Genomic DNA, 19,610 nt, shown 5'->3' with positions numbered 1-19,610 from the left:
GACGCCGAAAGCCTGATCAACCTGGCGTTGCACGGCGACACCGGCACCGGCACCAGCGCCGGTTTCGACGACGCCAGACGAGAGATGTGAGGCCTGCTCCCATGGCACCCTCCGACGACAACGCCACCAACGCCACCAACGCCCGACTGCTCGATGCGCTGCGCACCTCGGTGAAAGAGGCCGAGCGGCTGCGGGAGCGCAACGACCGGCTGACTGCGGCCCAGCGGGAACCGATCGCGATCATCGGCATGGCATGCCGGCTGCCCGGTGGCGTGGACTCGCCGGAGGACCTGTGGCGACTCATCGACGAGGCGGGCGACGCGATCGTCGCATTCCCCACCGACCGGGGCTGGGACATCGACGCCTTGTACGACCCGTCGGGCGAGCGGCCCGGTTCGACCTACGCGCGCCACGGCGGCTTCCTGCACGACGCGGCCGGGTTCGATCCGACGTTCTTCCATCTGACGCCCCGCGAGGCGGCCTCGATCGATCCGCAGCAACGGCTGCTGCTGGAGGTCTCCTGGGAGGCCATGGAGAACGCCGGAATCGACGCCGCCTCACTGAGCGGGTCCAAGACCGGGGTGTTCACCGGGCTGATGCACCACGACTACGCCGAATCAGCGAGCGTCGGCAGCCTGGCATCGGGCCGGGTCGCATACACCTTCGGGTTGGAGGGCCCGGCGGTCACCGTCGACACAGCGTGTTCGTCGTCGCTGGTCGCGCTGCACCTGGCCGCGCAATCGCTGCGCACCGGCGAGTCCACACTCGCCCTGGCCGGCGGCGTCACCGTCATCGCCACACCCGAGGGCTTCATCGAATTCAGCCGCCAACGCGCCCTGTCCCCCGACGGACGATGCCGCGCGTTCTCCGAAGACGCCGACGGCACCGGCTGGGCCGAAGGCATCGGCGTCCTCGTCCTGGAACGGCTGTCAGAAGCCCAGCGCAACCAGCATCCGATTCTGGCTGTCATCCGCGGCAGCGCCGTGAACCAAGACGGCGCCAGCAACGGATTGACCGCACCCAACGGACCGTCGCAGCAGCGCGTCATCCGACAGGCGCTCGCCAACGCCGGGCTCACCCCTAGCGACATCGATGCCGTAGAGGCGCACGGGACCGCGACCAGGCTGGGCGATCCGATCGAGGCCCAGGCGCTGCTGGCCGCCTACGGCCAGAACCGGCGGGACGGACAACCACTCTGGCTCGGCTCCCTGAAGTCGAACATCGGGCACACCCAGGCCGCGGCAGGCGTCGCCGGCGTCATCAAGATGGTGCAGGCCATGCGGCACGGCGCCCTGCCCAAGACCCTTTATGCAGACACGCCCAGCACACACATCGACTGGACCAGCGGACAGGTCCGGCTCCTCACCGAAGCCCAGCCCTGGCCCGCGACTGACCATCCCCGCCGGGCCGGAGTCTCCGCGTTCGGCGTCAGCGGCACCAACGCCCACGTCATCCTGGAGCAGGCGCCCGCCGCGCGACCTGATTCGGAACGCACGTCGGCGGAAGTCAGGCCGACCGCACTGCCGTGGGTGCTTTCCGCACACACTCCTCAGGCACTGCGAGCCCAAGCCGCCCGGTTGCTCGACCACTGCGAACACGCGGGCGCGGACCCGCTTGACGTGGCCTACTCCCTCGCGACCGCCCGCACCGCGCTTCCCCACCGCGCGGCCGTCGTCGGCACCACCCTCGACGAACTCACCGTCGGCCTGCGGGCCCTGGCCGACGGCGTCGACTCCGCCAACCTGCACATCGCCACCAGCAGGTCTCAGCCGACGATCGCTTTCCTGTTCTCCGGCCAAGGCAGCCAACGCCCCGGCGCGGGCCGCGAGCTCTACAGCACGTACCCGGTCTTCGCCCAGGCCATGGACGCCTGCCTGGCGCTCCTCGATCCTGACGGCAGCCAGTTCCTGCGCGAGACCGTCTTCGCCGAGCCCGGTACGTCCCAGGCCTCGCTCCTGGACCACACGCGATACGCGCAACCCGCCTTATTCGCCCTCCAGGTCGCGCTGTTCCGGCTCGCCGAATCCTGGGGAATCAGGCCCGACTATCTGGCCGGGCACTCCATCGGCGAACTCACCGCCGCTCACGTCGCCGGCGTCCTCTCGCTCGAAGACGCCTGCACCCTCGTCACCATGCGCGCGCGACTCATGGACGCGCTACCGCGAAGCGGCGCCATGTTCAGCCTCACCGCCGACGAAGCCGAGATCGAGCCGCTGCTGACCGCGTACGACGACCGCCGGGTCGGCATCGCCGCGATCAACAGTTCCCGATCCCTCGTCATCTCCGGCGACGAGGACGCCGTGACCGACCTCGCCGCGCGGTTCGAGGCCACCGGCGCTGGTCGTGCCCGCAGGCTCAAGACGTCCCACGCGTTCCACTCCGCGTTGATGGAGCCGATCCTCGAGGAATTCACGCACGCCGCTGAACGTCTCGACTACTCGGCACCCGAGATACCCGTCGTGTCGACCGTCACCGGTCGGCTGGTCGACCCGGACACGCTGACCGACCCCCGCTACTGGTCCGATCAGATACGCCGCACCGTCCGCTTCGCCGATGCCGTCCAAACCCTTGCCGCGGAACAGGTCACCGAGTTCTGGGAGCTCGGCCCGGATAGCACGCTCACCGCACTGGTTCAGCCGGAGCTGCCCGCCGGCGGAATCGCAGTACCCGCGCTTCGCCGAAACCAGTCGGAGCAGCACGCGCTCACCACCGCGATCGCCCGACTGCACGTGCACGGCACCTCACCGGACTGGACCGCCGTGTACCGCGGAACCGGCGCACGGCGCACGGACAGCCTCCCGACCTACGCCTTCCAGCACGAACGGTACTGGCTGACCGCACCCGCAGGCGGCGACGTGACCGCAGCGGGGCTCGAGCGAGTCGACCACGCGTTGCTCGGCGCCGGTTTGGAACTGCCGGGTACCGGGGGGTTTGTGTTCACCAGCAGGTTGTCGGAGCGTACGCATCCCTGGCTGGCGGGGCGCGGGGAAATGACAATGCTGCCGGAGACGGCGTTCGTCGAGCTCGCACTGAAGGCCGGCGAGGGCGCGGGGACTCCAGTGGTACGGGTGCTGACCGTGGAGGCGCCGCTGCTCTTCTTTCCGGCCGACATCCAGGTCGTCGTCGACGCGTCCGACGCGGCAGGGCACCGAGCGGTGCAGGTGTTCTCCCGGATGACCGGCGACCAGGACGCCGAGTGGGTACGCCACGCCAGCGGTGTGCTCGCCGAGAGCGCAGGCCGTGACGGCCTGAGCGAGGATCTCGCGGACAGCGGCTTCGACGCCACGATCTGGCCGCCGACCGATGCGGAGCCGGTGGAGCTGGACGGGCCCGCGTCCCATGGGCTCACGGCGGTCTGGCGGCGGGACGCGGAGGTGTTCGCCGAGGTCCAGCTGCCGGGCTCGCAACTGGACACCGCCGCACGCTCGCGACTGCACCCGGCGCTGCTCGACGCGGCCTTGCACGCAGCCGCCTTCTCTTCCGGTATCGGCAATGACGCTGTGCTGGCGCCGGTTTCCTGGGGCGACGTCACCTTGCACGCGGCCGGAGCCACCTCGCTGCGAGTGCGTCTACGTGCTCTGCGAACCGACACCGTGACTGTCGATGCCACCGATGGCTCCGGGCTGCCGGTGCTCTCCGTCGGATCCCTCACCATGCGCCCCCTGACGGCGCAGGCGGCGGTCGACAGTGACCGGTTCGCGCAGCGGTCGCTGTTCCGATTGGGGACGACGGCACTGGAACCGCCGAGCGACGACGCCGACGCACCGACGCCGGAGTTCGTCCTGTTCCCGGTCACCGCGCCGGAAGGCGTTGATATCGACGTACCGGACGCGGCACTCGATGCGGCCGGCCGGGTCCTGGCCGCGATCCAGGGCTGGCTGGCCGACGACGGTGTCACGGACACCCGACTCGTGTTCCAGCTCAGCGGCGCGGACGAATCCGGAATCGCCGTGGCCGCCGCGCTCGGACTGATCCGTTCGGCGCAGCAGGAACACCCCGGCCGGTTCGTCCTGGTCGCCTCCGATGCCGCGGAGGGCACGGAAGTCACGCCAGATCTGCTCGCGGCCGCCGTGGCGTCGGGTGAACCCGAGGTGCGTGTGCTCAACGGCGCGATCCACGGCGTCCGGCTCATGCCTCTGGACGTGACGGAACCGGCGGCGCCTGCAACATTCGACCCGGAAGGCACGGTCCTGCTGACCGGCGGCACCGGAGGGCTCGGCAGGCTGCTGGCACGGCACCTCGTGGATCATCACGGCGTGCGACACCTGCTCCTCGTCAGCCGCAGCGGCGGCCAGGCCGAAGGAGCACAGGCGTTGGCCGCGGAACTGGCCGCGGCTGGTGTCCACCTGACGATCGCGGCGTGCGACGTGGCCGACCGGAACGACCTGACGCGGCTGCTCGGCGAGATCCCGCCGGAGCATCCGCTGACGGGGGTCTTCCACACGGCCGGAATCCTGGACGACGGCACGGTCGAGGCCCTGACGCCGGAGCGGCTCGACACGGTGCTGCGGCCCAAGATCGGCGCCGCATGGCTGCTGCACGAGCTGACAGTGGACCGTGGCGATCTCGCCGCGTTCGTTGTCTTCTCCTCAGTCGCCGGCGTCCTGGGCTCCGCGGGCCAGGCGAACTACGCGGCCGCCAACACCGCCCTGGACGCGCTGGCCGAATACCGGCGGGCACGCGGGCTGCCCGGGCAGTCACTGGCCTGGGGCTCGTGGGCTCCGCAGGTGCGGGGGATGACCGCGTCGCTCGCGGACGCAGAGGTGCGACGGATGGAGCGCGGAGGTCTGCGTCCGCTGTCCGCAAAACGAGGACTGGCGCTGTTCGACGCCGCCTTGCGACGAACGGACGCCGTGCTGGTTCCGGTCGATCTCGACCTGTCCGCCGTCAGCACCGCGACCGCCGAAGTACCGCACGTACTGCGGGAACTGGTACGCCGGACGGCGCGTCGCCGAGGCACCGCCGGGAGCAGGCCCGCAGGCCTCGCCGCCCGCCTGGCCGACACCCCGGCCGCGGAACGCGGGCAGCTGGCGGTCGAGGTGGTGCGCGGCCATGCGGCCGTCGTCCTGGGAATGGCGGACGCTGCGGGAATCGACGTCCGGCAGGCGTTCCGCGATCTGGGATTCGATTCGCTGACCGCGGTGGAACTGCGCAATCGGCTGGCCGACGCGACCGGACTGCGCCTGCCCGCGACGCTGGTGTTCGACCACCCGAGTCCCGAGGCGTTGGGCGCCTATCTGCTGGACGAGTTGTCGGGTGCGGGAAGTGCGGCCGTCGAGCGGGTTGCCCGCACGACTGCGACTACTGCGCCGGGCACGGCCGAGGACCCGATCGTGATCGTCGGCATGGCCTGCCGCCTGCCTGGTGGCGTGAACTCGCCCGATGACCTGTGGCGGCTGGTCGATCAGGGCGGGGACGCGATCGGCGGGTTCCCCACCAGCCGTGGCTGGGACCTGGACGCGTTGTACGATCCGGACCCGGATCACGCCGGGACCAGCTACGTACGGACCGGCGGGTTCGTGCACGACGCCGCCGCCTTCGATCCGGCCTTCTTCACCATCTCCCCGCGCGAGGCCCAGGCCATGGACCCGCAGCAGCGCCTGCTGCTGGAAGTCACCTGGGAAGCCATCGAGCGTGCGGGGATCCAGCCCGACGCCTTGCGTGGCACTGAGGCCGGAGTGTTCATCGGCGCATACCAGCAGGGCTACGGCCACAACAGCCCTGATACGGGAGACGTCGAAGGCTACTTGAGCACCGGCAACGCCACCAGCGTCATGTCCGGACGGCTTTCCTACGCCTTCGGGCTGGAAGGCCCGGCGGTGACGGTGGACACGGCGTGTTCGTCGTCTCTGGTCGCGCTGCACCTGGCCGCGCAGTCGCTGCGCAGCGGCGAGTCGTCGCTGGCCCTGGCCGGTGGCGTCACCATCATGGCCACACCCGACAGCTTCATCGAGTTCAGCCGCCAGCGTGCTCTGTCCGCCGACGGGCGTTGCCGCGCGTTCTCCGACGGCGCTGATGGCACCGGCTGGGCCGAAGGCGTCGGAGTCCTCGTCCTGGAACGACTCTCCAATGCGCAGCGGAACGGTCATCCGGTCCTGGCTGTCATCCGCGGCAGCGCGGTGAACCAGGATGGCGCCAGCAACGGGCTGACCGCACCGAACGGGCCGTCGCAGCAGCGCGTCATCCGACAGGCACTGGCAAACGCGGGACTGGCCGCCGCCGACATCGACGCGGTGGAAGCCCACGGAACTGGTACGGCACTCGGCGATCCCATCGAAGCCCAGGCCCTCATCAGCACCTACGGCCAGGACCGCCCTGCCGGACAACCGCTGTGGCTGGGGTCGCTGAAATCGAACATCGGACACACCCAGGCCGCAGCAGGCGTCGCCGGCATCATCAAGATGGTGCAGGCGATGCGACACGGCACCCTGCCCAAGACACTGCACGCCGACACACCCAGCACGCACATCGACTGGACTGCCGGACACGTCGAACTCCTCACTGAAGCCCAGCCTTGGGCGGTCGGCGACCATCTCCGCCGAGCGGGTGTCTCGGCGTTCGGCGTCAGCGGGACGAATGCCCACGTCATCCTTGAGCAGCCGCCAGCACTGCTATCCATGCCACAACCGACGCCGGTCTCGGCGCCGTTCGAGCCGTCTGCGGTGCCGTGGTTGTTGTCCGCCAAGACTGCTGAGGGTTTGCGTGAGCAGGCAGTACGACTGGCCGCACACGCGACGCGTCATCCGGAGCTGGAGCCTGCGGACATCGCCTGGTCCCTGGCGACCACCCGCACTCACTTCACCCACCGCGCCGTGGTCATCGGCCACGACCGGGAGAGCCTGCTAGGCGCCACCGCCACCCTGGCGGAAGGTAACCCCGGACCGTCCATCGTCACCGGCATCGCGCGCAGCGGCGGGAAGACTGTGTTCGTCTTTCCCGGTCAGGGTTCGCAGTGGGTTGGTATGGGACAGGACTTGCTCCAGTCCTCCCCCGTGTTCGCCGACCGCATCAGCGAATGCGACCAGGTCCTCAGCAAGTACTGCGACTGGTCGCTGCTCGACGTCCTGCGGGGGAACCCGGGAGCGCCGCCTCTTGAGCGGATCGACGTCCTGCAACCGACTCTGTTCGCCGTCATGGTCGCTCTCGCTGACCTCTGGCAGGCCAGCGGTATCCACCCCGACGCCGTCGTCGGACACTCCCAAGGCGAGATCGCCGCCGCACACATCGCCGGAGCACTCAGCCTCGATGACGCCACACGCGTGGTCGCCCTGCGCGCCCAAGCACTCCAGCAACTCTCCGGCCACGGCGGCATGGCATCCATCTCCCTGTCCGCCGACGCCACACGCGAACTCATCGCGCCCTGGGACGGAAAGCTTTCCATCGCCGCACTCAACGGTCCGGCCACCACCGTCATTTCCGGGAACACCGAAGCGCTCGACCAGGTACTCGTGCACTGCGAAACCACCGGCGTCCACGCCCGACGAATCAACGTCGACTACGCCTCACACTCGTCGCACGTCGAGACCATCCAAGAACAGATACTCAAGACGCTCGCACCGATCACTCCGCGCAAGGCCGGGATCCCCTGGTACTCCACCCTGCACAGCGCATGGATGACCGGCACCGAAGCCGACGCCACCTACTGGTACGACAACCTCCGCCACCCCGTCGCCTTCCACCCCGCCATACGCACCCTGATAGACACCAACCACCACTACTTCATCGAAGTCAGCCCACACCCCGTCCTGACCACATCTATCACCGACGCCGACGCCGCAGCCGTCGAAACCCTCCGCCGCGACCACGGCGACACCACCCAACTCACCACCGCACTCGCCCAACTCCATATCCACGGCAGACCACTGGACTGGCAACCACTCCTCACGCCCGGACGATCCGCCGACCTCCCCACCTACGCTTTCCAACACCAGAACTACTGGCTCAAGCCCTCGCCGACCACCGGCGACCTCGCCGCCGCAGGACTCGACCAGGCCCACCATCCGCTGCTGTCCGCGGCCCTCGGCCTCGCCGACTCCACCGGCCTGGTGCTCACCGGCCGGCTGTCCACCGAGTCCGCCCCGTGGACCGTGGATCACACGATCGGCGGCGCCGTGCTCTTCCCCGGCACCGGCTTCGCCGAACTCGCCCTCCACGCCAGCACGATCAGCGCGGCCGTCGTCGACGAGCTGACCTTGCACAGACCGCTGATCCTGCCCTCCCACGGCGCGGTCCGTCTGCAAGTGGTGGTCGGCGAGCCGGACGCCGAGGACCGACGTGCCATCGGTATCCACTCCCAGCTCGAGACCGCCGACGCGGACTGGGTGTGCCACGCCTCCGGCCACCTCGCCCCCGCAAGCGACCTCGGCACTCCCGTCGACTTCACGAGCTGGCCGCCTGTCGGCGCCGAACCCCTTGACGTGACAGAGCTCTATGACCAGTTCGCCACCGACGGATACGCCTACGGGCCGACCTTCCGGGCGCTACGGTCCGCCTGGCGACTCGGCACGCAGATATACGCCGAGATCGCGCTGGACGATCAGGCCGTCGTGCAAGCCGACCAGTTCCACATCCACCCCGCCCTCCTGGACGCCGCGCTCCACACGATCGCCCTCGGCACCGAGACCGCAACCGACGACCGCGCCGACACGATCCGGCTCCCCTTCGCCTGGAACGGCCTGCGCCTCCATACCCGGGCCGCTACAGCCCTGCGCGTCCGCATGACCCCGACCGGTCCCGACACGGCCGCCCTCGAACTCACCGACACCGCCGGCCACCTCGTCGCCACCATCGCCGCCCTGACGACCCGGCCGATAGCAGCCGGGGAACTCAGCGTCCCGGCGTCGGAGCCGGGACCCTTCCGCCTCGACTGGTCTCCAGCACGAGTGGCGGGCTCGGCGGCGCTCGGTCCGGTCGCGATACTCGGCACCGATGACCCGCTGAGCACCGGTTCGGAACCGTATGCCGATCTGGACGGTTTGATCGACGGCATCGACCGCGGTGCTCCCGTACCCGCCTGGGTGGTCCTGGCTGCCCCGACCGGCCTGGATGATGTCCTGTCCATCGCTCAGGCCTGGATCGCGGAATCCCGGTTCGCCGCAGCTCGACTCGTCGTCGTCACCGAGAACGCCGTCGGGCCGCAGACCGGAGCGACCGATCCGGCGTCCGAACTCGCCGGGGCAGCGGTCTGGGGGCTGATCCGCGCGGCCCAGTCCGAGCACCCCGACCGGTTCGTCCTGCTCGACATCGACGACCAGCCCGTCCCGCTCATCGACGTGCTCGCCGTCGCAAGCGGTGACGAGCCGCAACTCGCCGTCCGTGAGACGACGATCTTCAGTCCGCGCCTCGTGCCGGAGAGCCCGATCTCCGAGCCTCCGGCCTGGAACCTCGACGGCACCGTGCTGATCACCGGCGGGACCGGCACCCTCGGCCGCATCGTCGCCCGACACCTCGTGGACCACCACGGCATCCGCCACCTGCTCCTGGCCAGCCGCAGCGGCCCCCAGGCGGCCGACATCGACACCTTCGCCACAGAAATGGCCGCAGCAGGCGCGCGCGTCACCATCGAAACCTGCGACGCCGCGGACAAAGACTCACTGGCCGACCTGCTCGACACCGTGCCGGCCGAACACTCGCTCACCGCAGTGATCCATGCCGCCGGGGTCCTCGACGACGGTGTCCTCACCGCCCTCACGCCGGAGCGACTGCACACCGTCCTGCGCGCCAAGGCCGACGCCGCGTGGAACCTCCACGAACTGACGCGGGAAATGAACCTCGCCGCATTCGTGCTCTTCTCTTCGGCCGCCGGTGTACTCGGCGCACCAGGCCAAGCCAACTACGCCGCTGCCAACGCCTACCTCGACGGCCTCGCCCGGCACCGACACACCCTCGGCCTACCGGCACTATCGGCCGCATGGGGCCTGTGGGAACAAACCAGCGCCATGACCGGGCACCTCACCGACGGCTCGCTCGACCGCATCTCCACCAGCCTCCCGACGCTCACCACCGAGCGCGCACTCGCTCTCCTCGACACCGCGTTCGCGAGCACCGAACCCGTCCTCATGCTCGCGGACCAGAACCCCCGCGCCGGACGTCGACCGCACGAGACACTCCCGCTCCTGCGCCCTCGCGCAGCACGCTCCCTTCCCCTCCAGCCCGCGCGTTCCCAGGCAACCCTGGTCACCCGCCTGACCGGTCAGACCACGGCCAGGCAGCACCAGATCCTGCTCGACCTCGTCCGCACCCAAGCAGCCACCGTCCTCGGCCACACCACCACCGAACACCTCCCACCCGACCGCCCCTTCAAAGACCTCGGCTTCGACTCCCTCACCGCCGTCGACCTCCGCAACAGACTCACCACCGCCACCGGACTACGGCTCCCCGCAACGCTCGTCTTCGACCACCCGAGCCCCGAGGCGTTGGGTGCCCACCTGTTCGACCAGTTGTCAGGTTCCGAAAGTGCGGCTGCCGAGCAGGCTGCCCGTGCAACCGCGGCGAGTGCGCCGGGCGCGGTCGACGACCCGATCGTGATCGTCGGCATGGCGTGCCGCTTCGCCGGCGACATCGCCACCCCGGAAGACCTGTGGCGGCTGGTGGATCAGGGCGGAGACGCGATCGGCACGTTCCCCGACGACCGTGGTTGGGACCTCGAAGGCCTCTACCACCCGGACCCGGAGAACAAGGGCACGACCTATGCCCGGAGCGGCGGTTTCCTCCGCGACGCCGCGGCTTTCGATCCGGACTTCTTCACCATCTCCCCACGCGAGGCCCTTGCCATGGACCCGCAGCAGCGCCTCCTCCTGGAGGTCGCTTGGGAAGCCGTCGAACGCGCCGGGATCGACCCCACCGCTCTGCGCGGCACCGAGAGCGGAGTGTTCATCGGCACGTACCACCAGGGCTACGGCACCAACAGCCCCGACGCCGAAGATCTCGAAGGCTACTTGAGTACGGGCACTGCCACCAGCGTGATGTCCGGCCGCCTGTCCTATACGTTCGGGCTGGAAGGCCCGGCGGTCACCATCGACACGGCGTGTTCGTCGTCGTTGGTCGCGCTGCATCTGGCCGCCCAATCGCTGAGGACCGGCGAGTCCTCGCTGGCCCTGGCCGGTGGCGTCACCGTCATGGCCACCCCCGACGGGTTCATCGAGTTCAGCCGCCAACGTGCCCTGTCCGCCGACGGACGCTGCCGCGCGTTCTCCGACGACGCCGACGGCACCGGCTGGGGTGAAGGTATCGGCATCCTGGTTCTCGAACGGCTCTCGGAAGCCCAGCGCAACCAACATCCGGTCCTGGCCGTCGTCCGAGGCAGCGCCGTGAACCAAGACGGCGCCAGCAACGGACTCACGGCACCTAACGGACCGTCACAGCAACGCGTCATCCGGCAGGCACTCGCGAACGCAGGCCTGTCCGCCTCCGACATCGACGCGGTGGAAGCTCACGGAACGGGGACCCGACTAGGCGACCCCATCGAGGCCCAGGCGCTGCTGGCCACCTACGGCCAGGAACGGCCGGACGGACAGCCGCTCTGGCTCGGCTCGCTGAAGTCGAACATCGGGCACACCCAAGCCGCGGCGGGCGTGGCAAGCGTGATCAAAATGGTGCAGGCCATGCGGCACGGCACCCTGCCCAAGACACTGCACGCCGAAATACCCAGCACCCACATCGACTGGACCCGCGGGCAGGTCGAACTCCTCACCGAATCGCGCAACTGGCCGGAGCTCGGGCGACCGCGCCGAGCCGGGGTCTCGGCCTTCGGGATCAGTGGCACCAACGCCCACGTCATCCTTGAGCAGCCGCCGATCGAGCTGCCTCGACCGCTGCCGACGCCGGCCGCGGCGCCGCTCGCACCGTCCGTGGTGCCGTGGTTGTTGTCGGCCAAGACCGCTGATGGTCTCCGCGAGCAGGCCGCACGCCTGGCCGCGCACGCCGGCGCGCGCCCTGAACTGGCGCCTGCGGACATCGCCTGGTCGCTGGCGACCACCCGTACCCACTTCGCGCACCGGGCCGTCATCCTGGGCCACGACCGTGAAAGCCTGCTCGACGCCACCGCCGCCCTGGCGGACGGGACGCCCGCACCGTCTGTGCTCACCGGCATCGCCCGCACCGGCGGGAAGACGGTGTTCGTCTTCCCCGGTCAGGGTTCGCAGTGGGTTGGCATGGGACTGGATCTGCTCCAGTCCTCCCCGGTGTTCGCGGCCCGCATCACCGAGTGCGACCAGGCCCTGTGCCAGTACACCGACTGGTCACTGCTCGACGTGCTCCGCGGCGCCGCTGACGCACCGCCTCTTGAGCGCGTCGATGTGCTGCAACCGACCTTGTTCGCGGTCATGGTCGCTCTCGCCGATCTCTGGCAGGCGTCCGGCGTCCACCCCGACGCCGTCGTCGGACACTCCCAAGGCGAGATCGCCGCCGCCCACATCGCCGGAGCACTCAGCCTCGATGACGCCACACGCATCGTCGCACTGCGCGCCCAAGCACTACGAACGCTGTCCGGACACGGCGCCATGGCATCCATCTCCCTGTCCGCCGACGCAACCCGCGAACTCATCGCGCCCTGGAGCAAGGACCTCTCCATCGCCGCGCTCAACGGCCCGGCCACCACGGTGATCTCCAGCAACACCGAAACGGTCGAGCACGTACTCGAACACTGCGAAACCACCGGCATCCACGCCCGACGGATCGACGTCGACTACGCCTCACACTCACCGCATGTCGAGACCATCCGAGAGCAGATACTTCAAAGCCTCGCACCCATTTCTCCGCGCAACGCCGAGATCCCCTGGTACTCGACCATGAACGGTACGTGGATGAAGGGCATTGAGGCCGACGCCGCCTACTGGTACGACAACCTCCGCCAGCCGGTCGCCTTCCACCCCGCCATACGCACCCTGATGAACACCAGCCACACGCACTACATCGAGACCAGCCCACACCCCATCCTGACGGCCTCCATCACTGACACCGATCCCGACGCCATCGCCATCGAAACCCTCCGGCGCGACCACGGCGACACCACCCAACTCACCACCGCACTCGCGCACCTCCACATCCACGGCACGCCCCTCGACTGGCGAACGCTCCTAACCCCCGGCCAACCCACCAACCTCCCCACCTACCCCTTCCAACACCAGAACTACTGGCTCGCTCCGCGCATCGGCACAGCCGTTCCCCGCGCCGTGTCCCAAGAGGCGCTGTTCGAGCTGACGAGCACGACGCTTCCGGTGGAACGCAGCGGGTACGCCGAAAGCGTCGTCCTGGTAGGTGGGCACGACAACCTGGGGGTACCGGCAGATCGTTGCTACCCCGGCCCTGAGGACCTCGACGCGGCACTCGAAGCGGGTGCCGCCGCACCGACGACCGTACTGCTGACCGTCCCGGCCGCAGACGGATCGAACGACCTAGAGGACCTCCCGGACGCGCTACGGGAAGCCGTGGCACGGGCCCGGCGCCTTCTGGACTGGTTCGCTGCTCATCCTGCACTAACCAGAGCGCGGGCCGTATTGGTGACGCGGGACGACACAGGCACAGGGATCATCCAAGCGGCACTCGCAGGACTCGTACGTTCCGCGGATCCCGACCGGTTCGCTCTGGTGAGTTTCGACGGCACGCCAGCATCTGTCGGAGTCCTGCCGGCTGCCCTGGCCTCCGGAGAGCCCGAGGTGCACATTCGGGAGGGCGTGGCACAGGCCGTGCGACTCACCAGGGTCGCGGAGGATGACGGCCGGAACCACAAGGACGCGCTCGGCCTGGCCCGTGCCCCGCACGGCACGATCCTCGTGACGGGCGGCACCGGCGGCGCCGGAGCCGCCGTAGCCCGGCACCTGGCCGACATCGGCGCGCGCCACCTCCTCCTGACCCGACGGCCCGCCGAGCGGAACACGGACCCGGCGGAACTGATCCACGAGCTGTCTTTGCTGGGCGCGACCGTGACGGTGGTGGCCGACGAGCTCACCGACGCCGAGTCGGTGGCCGCGCTGCTGGCGTCGGTGCCGCCCGAGTATCCGCTGACGGCCGTGATCCACACGCTCGGCATGCCCGACGGCACACGCCCGGAGCCAGGTGACAGCGATGAGATGTCGTGGTCCGCAGTGAACACGACATGGCACCTGCACCGGCAGACTTGTGGTCTCGACCTGTCGGCCTTCGTGGTGTTCTCCGCGGCGGCAGGCCTGCTCGGCGATGCCGGCGACACTGGTGCAGCCGTCGCCGGGTCGCTCGACGCCATCGCACAGCACCGCCGCGATGCCGGTCTTCCCGGCCAATCCCTCGTCTGGGGCCGCTGGGCGCCCGAAGCAGACGTCACCGGCGGACCGGCAGCGAACCGCTCGTCGTACCTCGTCGGCTGGCGGCCGACGGACGTCCCGCCGAGCGCCGAGCTCACCGGCCGATGGCTGCTCGCCGCACCGGGCCAGGGCCATGAGGGAGCCGAGGAGCTGTCCGCGTCTGTCGCGGTGGCGCTGACCCGGGCGGGAGCCCAGGTCGAGCTGTTCACGATCGAAGCGGGCGAGGCGGCGGACCGGCAGTCGCTGGCCGCCCGTCTGCGCATCGCGACGGCAGGCGTGATCGGGATCGTTTCCGTGCTCGCACCGGATGAACGGCCACACCCGGAGTACCCGGTGGTGTCGGTCGGCATGGCCTCCACGGTGGCACTCACCCAGGCGCTGCACGATGTGGACACGGCTGTTCCACTGTGGTGTGTGACGCAGGGGGCTGTGGCCGTATCGGACGGCGACCGGCCAGCCCGGTCGGCTCAGGCCCAGGTCTGGGGTTACGGAGGAGTCGTCGCTTTGGAATGGCCGCGGGGTTGGGGCGGCCTCGTCGACCTGCCGAGCAGAGGAGACAGCCCGTGGACCGGCCCTGCTCTGGCCGCTGTGCTCGCCGGTAGACACGGTGAGGACCAGATCGCGCTGCGCGCCGATGGCACCTACGCACGTCGCCTGGTTCGTGGCCTGCCACCCGGCGGAACACCGCACGTGGCGGACCCGTGGCGGCCTCGTGGCACGGTTCTGGTCACCGGCGGCACCACGGGCGTCGGCAAGCACGTGGCCCGCCGCCTCGCTGCCGAGGGCGCGACCCGCCTGGTGCTGCTGAGCGACCGCGATGCGGACGCGTCCGAGGCGGCCGGTCTGGTCGCCGACTTGGAGGCGTCTGGGACCGCGGTGACGTCGACCGCGTGCGACCTGTCGGACCGGGAAGCCGTCGCGGCCGTGCTCGCGGCGGTCCCGGCGGATCAGCCGGTCACCGCGGTGGTACACGCCGCCGGGTCGCTCCAACCGGTCCCGTTCGCGGAGATCGACCTCGCCGGTTTCGCGGACGCGTTGTCCGGGAGGGCGGACGGCGCGGCGGTGCTGGACGAGTTGCTGGGCGACCAGCCGCTCGACGCGTTCGTGCTTTTGTCGTCCGACTCCGGTGTCTGGGGCCACCTGGGGCACGGTGCGCACGCCGCCGCCGACGCCCGGTTGGCAGCGCTCGCCGAGCAGCGGCTGGCGAGCGGACGGGTCTCCACCTCGGTGGCTTTGGGCGCTTGGGCCGGCAGCGGCATAGCGGGTGACGAGGCGGCGGAGAGGGTTCTGCGTCGCGTGGGCCTGATCCCCATGTCCGGCGACGGGGCGCTGGACGCGCTGCTGGCCGCTATCGGGCGGAAGGACGGCCGTGTCGGCCAGGTCGTCCTCGTCGCCGACATCGACTGGGACCGCTTTGCGCCCGTCCTCACCTCCGAACGGCCCAGCCCGCTGATCGGGAACCTCCCCGAGGTGCAGCAGGCGCTGGCGCGTTCCGGTGCCCGACCCACGGCGGCCGACGCATGGCGGGAGCTGAGCACGAATCAGGCCCTCGGCCTGTTCGACGCCGCACTCCGAAACGGCGCGGCGCGGCTCATGGCCGCCTCGTTCGATGAGGCGACGGTGGTCGCCTCCGGCGAAGTGCCCGCGCTGCTGCGACGGCTGGTCACAACACGGCGCGCCGACAACGGGCGGCCCGCCGCCGAAGCACAGGCGAGCCTCGTGGAACGCCTCGCCGGCCTGGACGACGCGGCTCGCCGGCGAGCCGTGCTGGAGGTGGTACGCGGTCAGGTGGCCGTGACCCTCGGCCACAGCGGCACCACGCTGGTCGAGGGCGCCCGCACCTTCCCGGAACTGGGCTTCGACTCGCTCGCGGCCGTCGATCTGCGCAACCGGCTGAACCGGCTGACGCAGCTGAGCCTGCCGTCCACGGTGGTCTTCGACCATCCGACGCCGGTTGATCTCGCGAACCACGTCGCCGACCGGCTGTCCGGCGACATCCCGACCGGTCCGGAACCGGCCGGGAAATCAGAGACTTTCGACCTCATCAGTGAGCTGTATTTCACGGCGGTCAAGGAGAACAAGGCCGACACGGGTACGCAGCTACTGCTGAATGTCGCCCGGCTGCGGCAGATGTTCGCCGACGAGTCGCAGATCCCTGATCCGCCGGCGGCGCTGCCGTTGGCCACCGGGTCCGGTGATCTCCGGCTGGTGTGCGTGAACCCGATATCCCCGGCCACCGGAGCCCACATCTATTACCAGTTCGCCGCGCTGTGGCCGGGCACGGAGCGGGTCTCGGCGCTGCCCGCGCCGGGCTTCGCCGCAGGTGAGCCGCTGCCCGCCGACGCGGCGGCGCTCATCTCGCTGCAGGCGCGCACGGTGCTCGATCACGTCGGCGACGCTCCGTTCGTCCTGCTGGGCACGTCCTCAGGCGGAATGCTCGCCCATGAGATCGCCCGGCACCTGTGCGGGCTCGGACGCCCGCCACGCGCTGTGGCAATGCTGGACACCTACACGCTGCGCCACGCCTATCTGGAGATCGGTCGCGAGGAATTCCTGGAGATCATCTACGATCGCTCATACAGCGTGGTGCCGGTCGACAGCACCCGGCTGTCCGCCTATATGTGGCTCACGGAGTTCTTCGCGGACTGGAGCCCGGAGCCGCTGCCGATTCCGACTTTGTTGGCGAGGGCGACCGAGCCGCTCCGGCCGGAACTGGGCACGGGAACCTGGCAGACGCGGTTGGGCACGGTGTCCGCTGTGGTCGACGTACCCGGCAATCATTTCTCGATGATGGACGAGCACGCCGCGACCACGGCCCGTTCCGTCCATGACTGGTTGGGGATGCTTGATTCCCGTAGGCCGGATGCGTGATTCGCGCGCGGTCGATGACGGCGGGGATCCGGACGCTTGACACCTCATCACAGGGCTCGACAACAATGCCATGCGTGGGAACCTCCCTTCGCTCGGTGATCTGATGTCCTTGACTCACAGCAACCTCCTGACATTCCTCCAGGGCCAGCTCGCCGCGAGCGGCACCGAATCCGGCCGGACGATCGTGGTCAGCGGCGACCCCGGCAGCGGGAAGACCACCGTGCTGCGGGCGTTCGTCGACCACGCGGAGAACGCCGGAACCCTCACACTCAGCAGTTCCGGAACCCCAGATGAACAATCGCTGCGGGCCGGAATCCTGGAACAGCTGGTCAGCAATACAATGGTTCCGGAAAAGACACGCCGGAGAATCACACGTCTCGTTTCGTCGATCGACGGCGACGATATCCATTCCATCCACCAGGCAGGCGCGGCACTGCTCGATCTGTGTCGTGCGCAACCCGTGGTGATCGCCGTGGACGACGTGCATTTCGCCGATCACTGGTCGATCCGGCTGCTGTGCCACCTGCACCGTCGCGTCCGGTCCGCCCGGCTGCTCGTTGTGCTGACCCGATGGAGTCGCATGGAGACCGGGCCGTCGCCGCAGGCCGACCTGACCGCCCTGGCGTGCCGACAGGTGGAGCTCGCCCCGCCGCCCCCCGCCGTGGTGGCTGTGGCCGACCGGGAGTCGCCGATCGACGCGCTGCACGAGGCGCTGCGCCGGTGGGGCCCGCCGATGGCGGAGGTGAGCCGCGCGATGGCGGTCCTCGGCGAGCAGGCCGACGCCGAGTCGATCGCCCGGTTCGTCAGCGGTCCGATGGGTGTCGCCGAGGAGATGATCGGCATTCTGGAACGGACCGGTCTGGCGACGGACGGCCGGTACCGGCAGCCGCCCCTCGGCGGCGCGGTACTCGCCGTTCTCCCCGCCGACGAACTGGTTCGGCTGCATCAGCAGGCCGCAGCGGTGACCTACCGGCGGGGACGCGGCGCGCGGATCGTCGCCGGGCACCTTCTGGCCGCGGGACTGGCCGAGCCGGGCTGGCCGGTCGCGACGCTGCGGGCGGCGGCCGAGCAGGCCGCCTCGTCCGACGACGTCGGCTTCGCCACCCGGTGTCTCGAACTGGCGCTGGCCACGGTCACCGAGGCGCGGGACCAGATCCAGATCCGCGCGGCCGTGGCCCGCATCACTTGGCGCCGCGCCCCGGAGATCGCCTCGCGCAACGTGCCGCCGCTGCGCGACGCCGTCCGGTCGGGCTTGCTGGTGGACGCCTCGGCACTGGTCCGCGACGCCCTGTGGCGTGGTGACCGGGAGCCCCTGCCCGACGCTCTGCACCGGTTGCGGTCCGCCGATCCCCAGACCCGGGCCGAGATCCGGCTCGCCGCTCTGTGGCACTTCGGCCCGAACGACCTCGCGCCCGCCCCCGCGGACCCGACCGACTCGCCCTGGCTGCGCGTGACCGAGACTCTGGCGGACGGCTGGCTGAACGGGGCCGACGACACCGCCGTGGCCGGTGCCGAGCTGGTGCTGCGCAACTGCCGGCTCGCCGACCTGTCGTTGGAGGCGCTGGCGATCGCCCTGTGCGTACTGCCGAACGGCGAACAGGCCGAACGATGGTGCACGCGGCTGCTCGACGAAGCAACCGAGCGCGGGGCGGACACCTGGCGAGCGCTGCTGGGCTCGGTCCGGGCCTGGCTCCGGCTGCGGACCGGTGATGAGGCCGCGGCGGCGGAGCAGGCCGCTGCCGCACTGCGGATGATAGGCGTCGAGGGTTGGGGCGCCGCAGTCGGCTTTCCATTGGCCGTCCAGGTCCTGGCACACACCAGGGCCGGCAGGCACGACGAGGCGGCCGAAGCGCTGCGCGTGCCGGTCCCAGCCGCGATGTTCGGCACACTCAACGGATTGCGCTACCTCCACGCCCGAGGACACCACCACCTGGCCACCGGTCGCGTCCTGGCCGCCGTCGGCGACTTCCAGCGCTGCCGCCGGCTGGCCAAGGAGTCAGGGCTGCGGCAGTCCGCGCTCGTGCCCTGGCGGCGGGACCTCGCCAACGCCATGAAGCGTCTGTCCACCCAGCTCGGCGACGCCGACCTGAGCCGAGTGAACAAAGACCCCGGCAAAGACAGCCGGACCACGCAGACGACGAAATCCCCGGCCAGCCGACTGACATTGCCGGCCGCCGCCACGTTCGACCACGCCGCGTCCCCGCTGACCTATCGGGTGCGCGAGAACACCGCTGAGCGCTTGGACGCCCTCGCGGTCGAACTGAGCGAGGCCGAGCGCAAAGTGGCCGAAATGGCCGCGGTCGGCATGTCCAACCGGCAGATCAGCGGAGACCTCTACGTCACGGTCAGCACGGTGGAACAGCATCTGACCCGGGTCTACAAGAAGCTCGGCGTCACCGGACGCAGGGCTCTGGCGGCGCGGCTCGGCGTGGCCGCCGGGTAGTTCGCGCCTCGCCGAGC

The 19,610-nt window shown here is 70.0% G+C and carries 1 protein-coding gene and 1 pseudogene; both read left to right on the top strand.

Annotation, left to right across the window (positions count from 1 at the left end):
• Positions 1 to 161: 161 nt before the first annotated feature.
• Positions 162 to 17,150, top strand: a pseudogene (locus ABH926_RS35700) (SDR family NAD(P)-dependent oxidoreductase); the annotation flags it as partial.
• 103 nt (positions 17,151 to 17,253) lie between these two features.
• Complete coding sequence (locus tag ABH926_RS35695; protein ID WP_370370378.1) at positions 17,254 to 19,593, top strand: AAA family ATPase; 2,340 nt, start codon at positions 17,254 to 17,256, stop codon at positions 19,591 to 19,593.
• Positions 19,594 to 19,610: the final 17 nt, after the last annotated feature.

The organism is Catenulispora sp. GP43 (assembly GCF_041260665.1).
In the GTDB taxonomy this organism is placed as follows: domain Bacteria; phylum Actinomycetota; class Actinomycetes; order Streptomycetales; family Catenulisporaceae; genus Catenulispora.
This window is presented reverse-complemented; position numbering and strand designations above follow the sequence as displayed.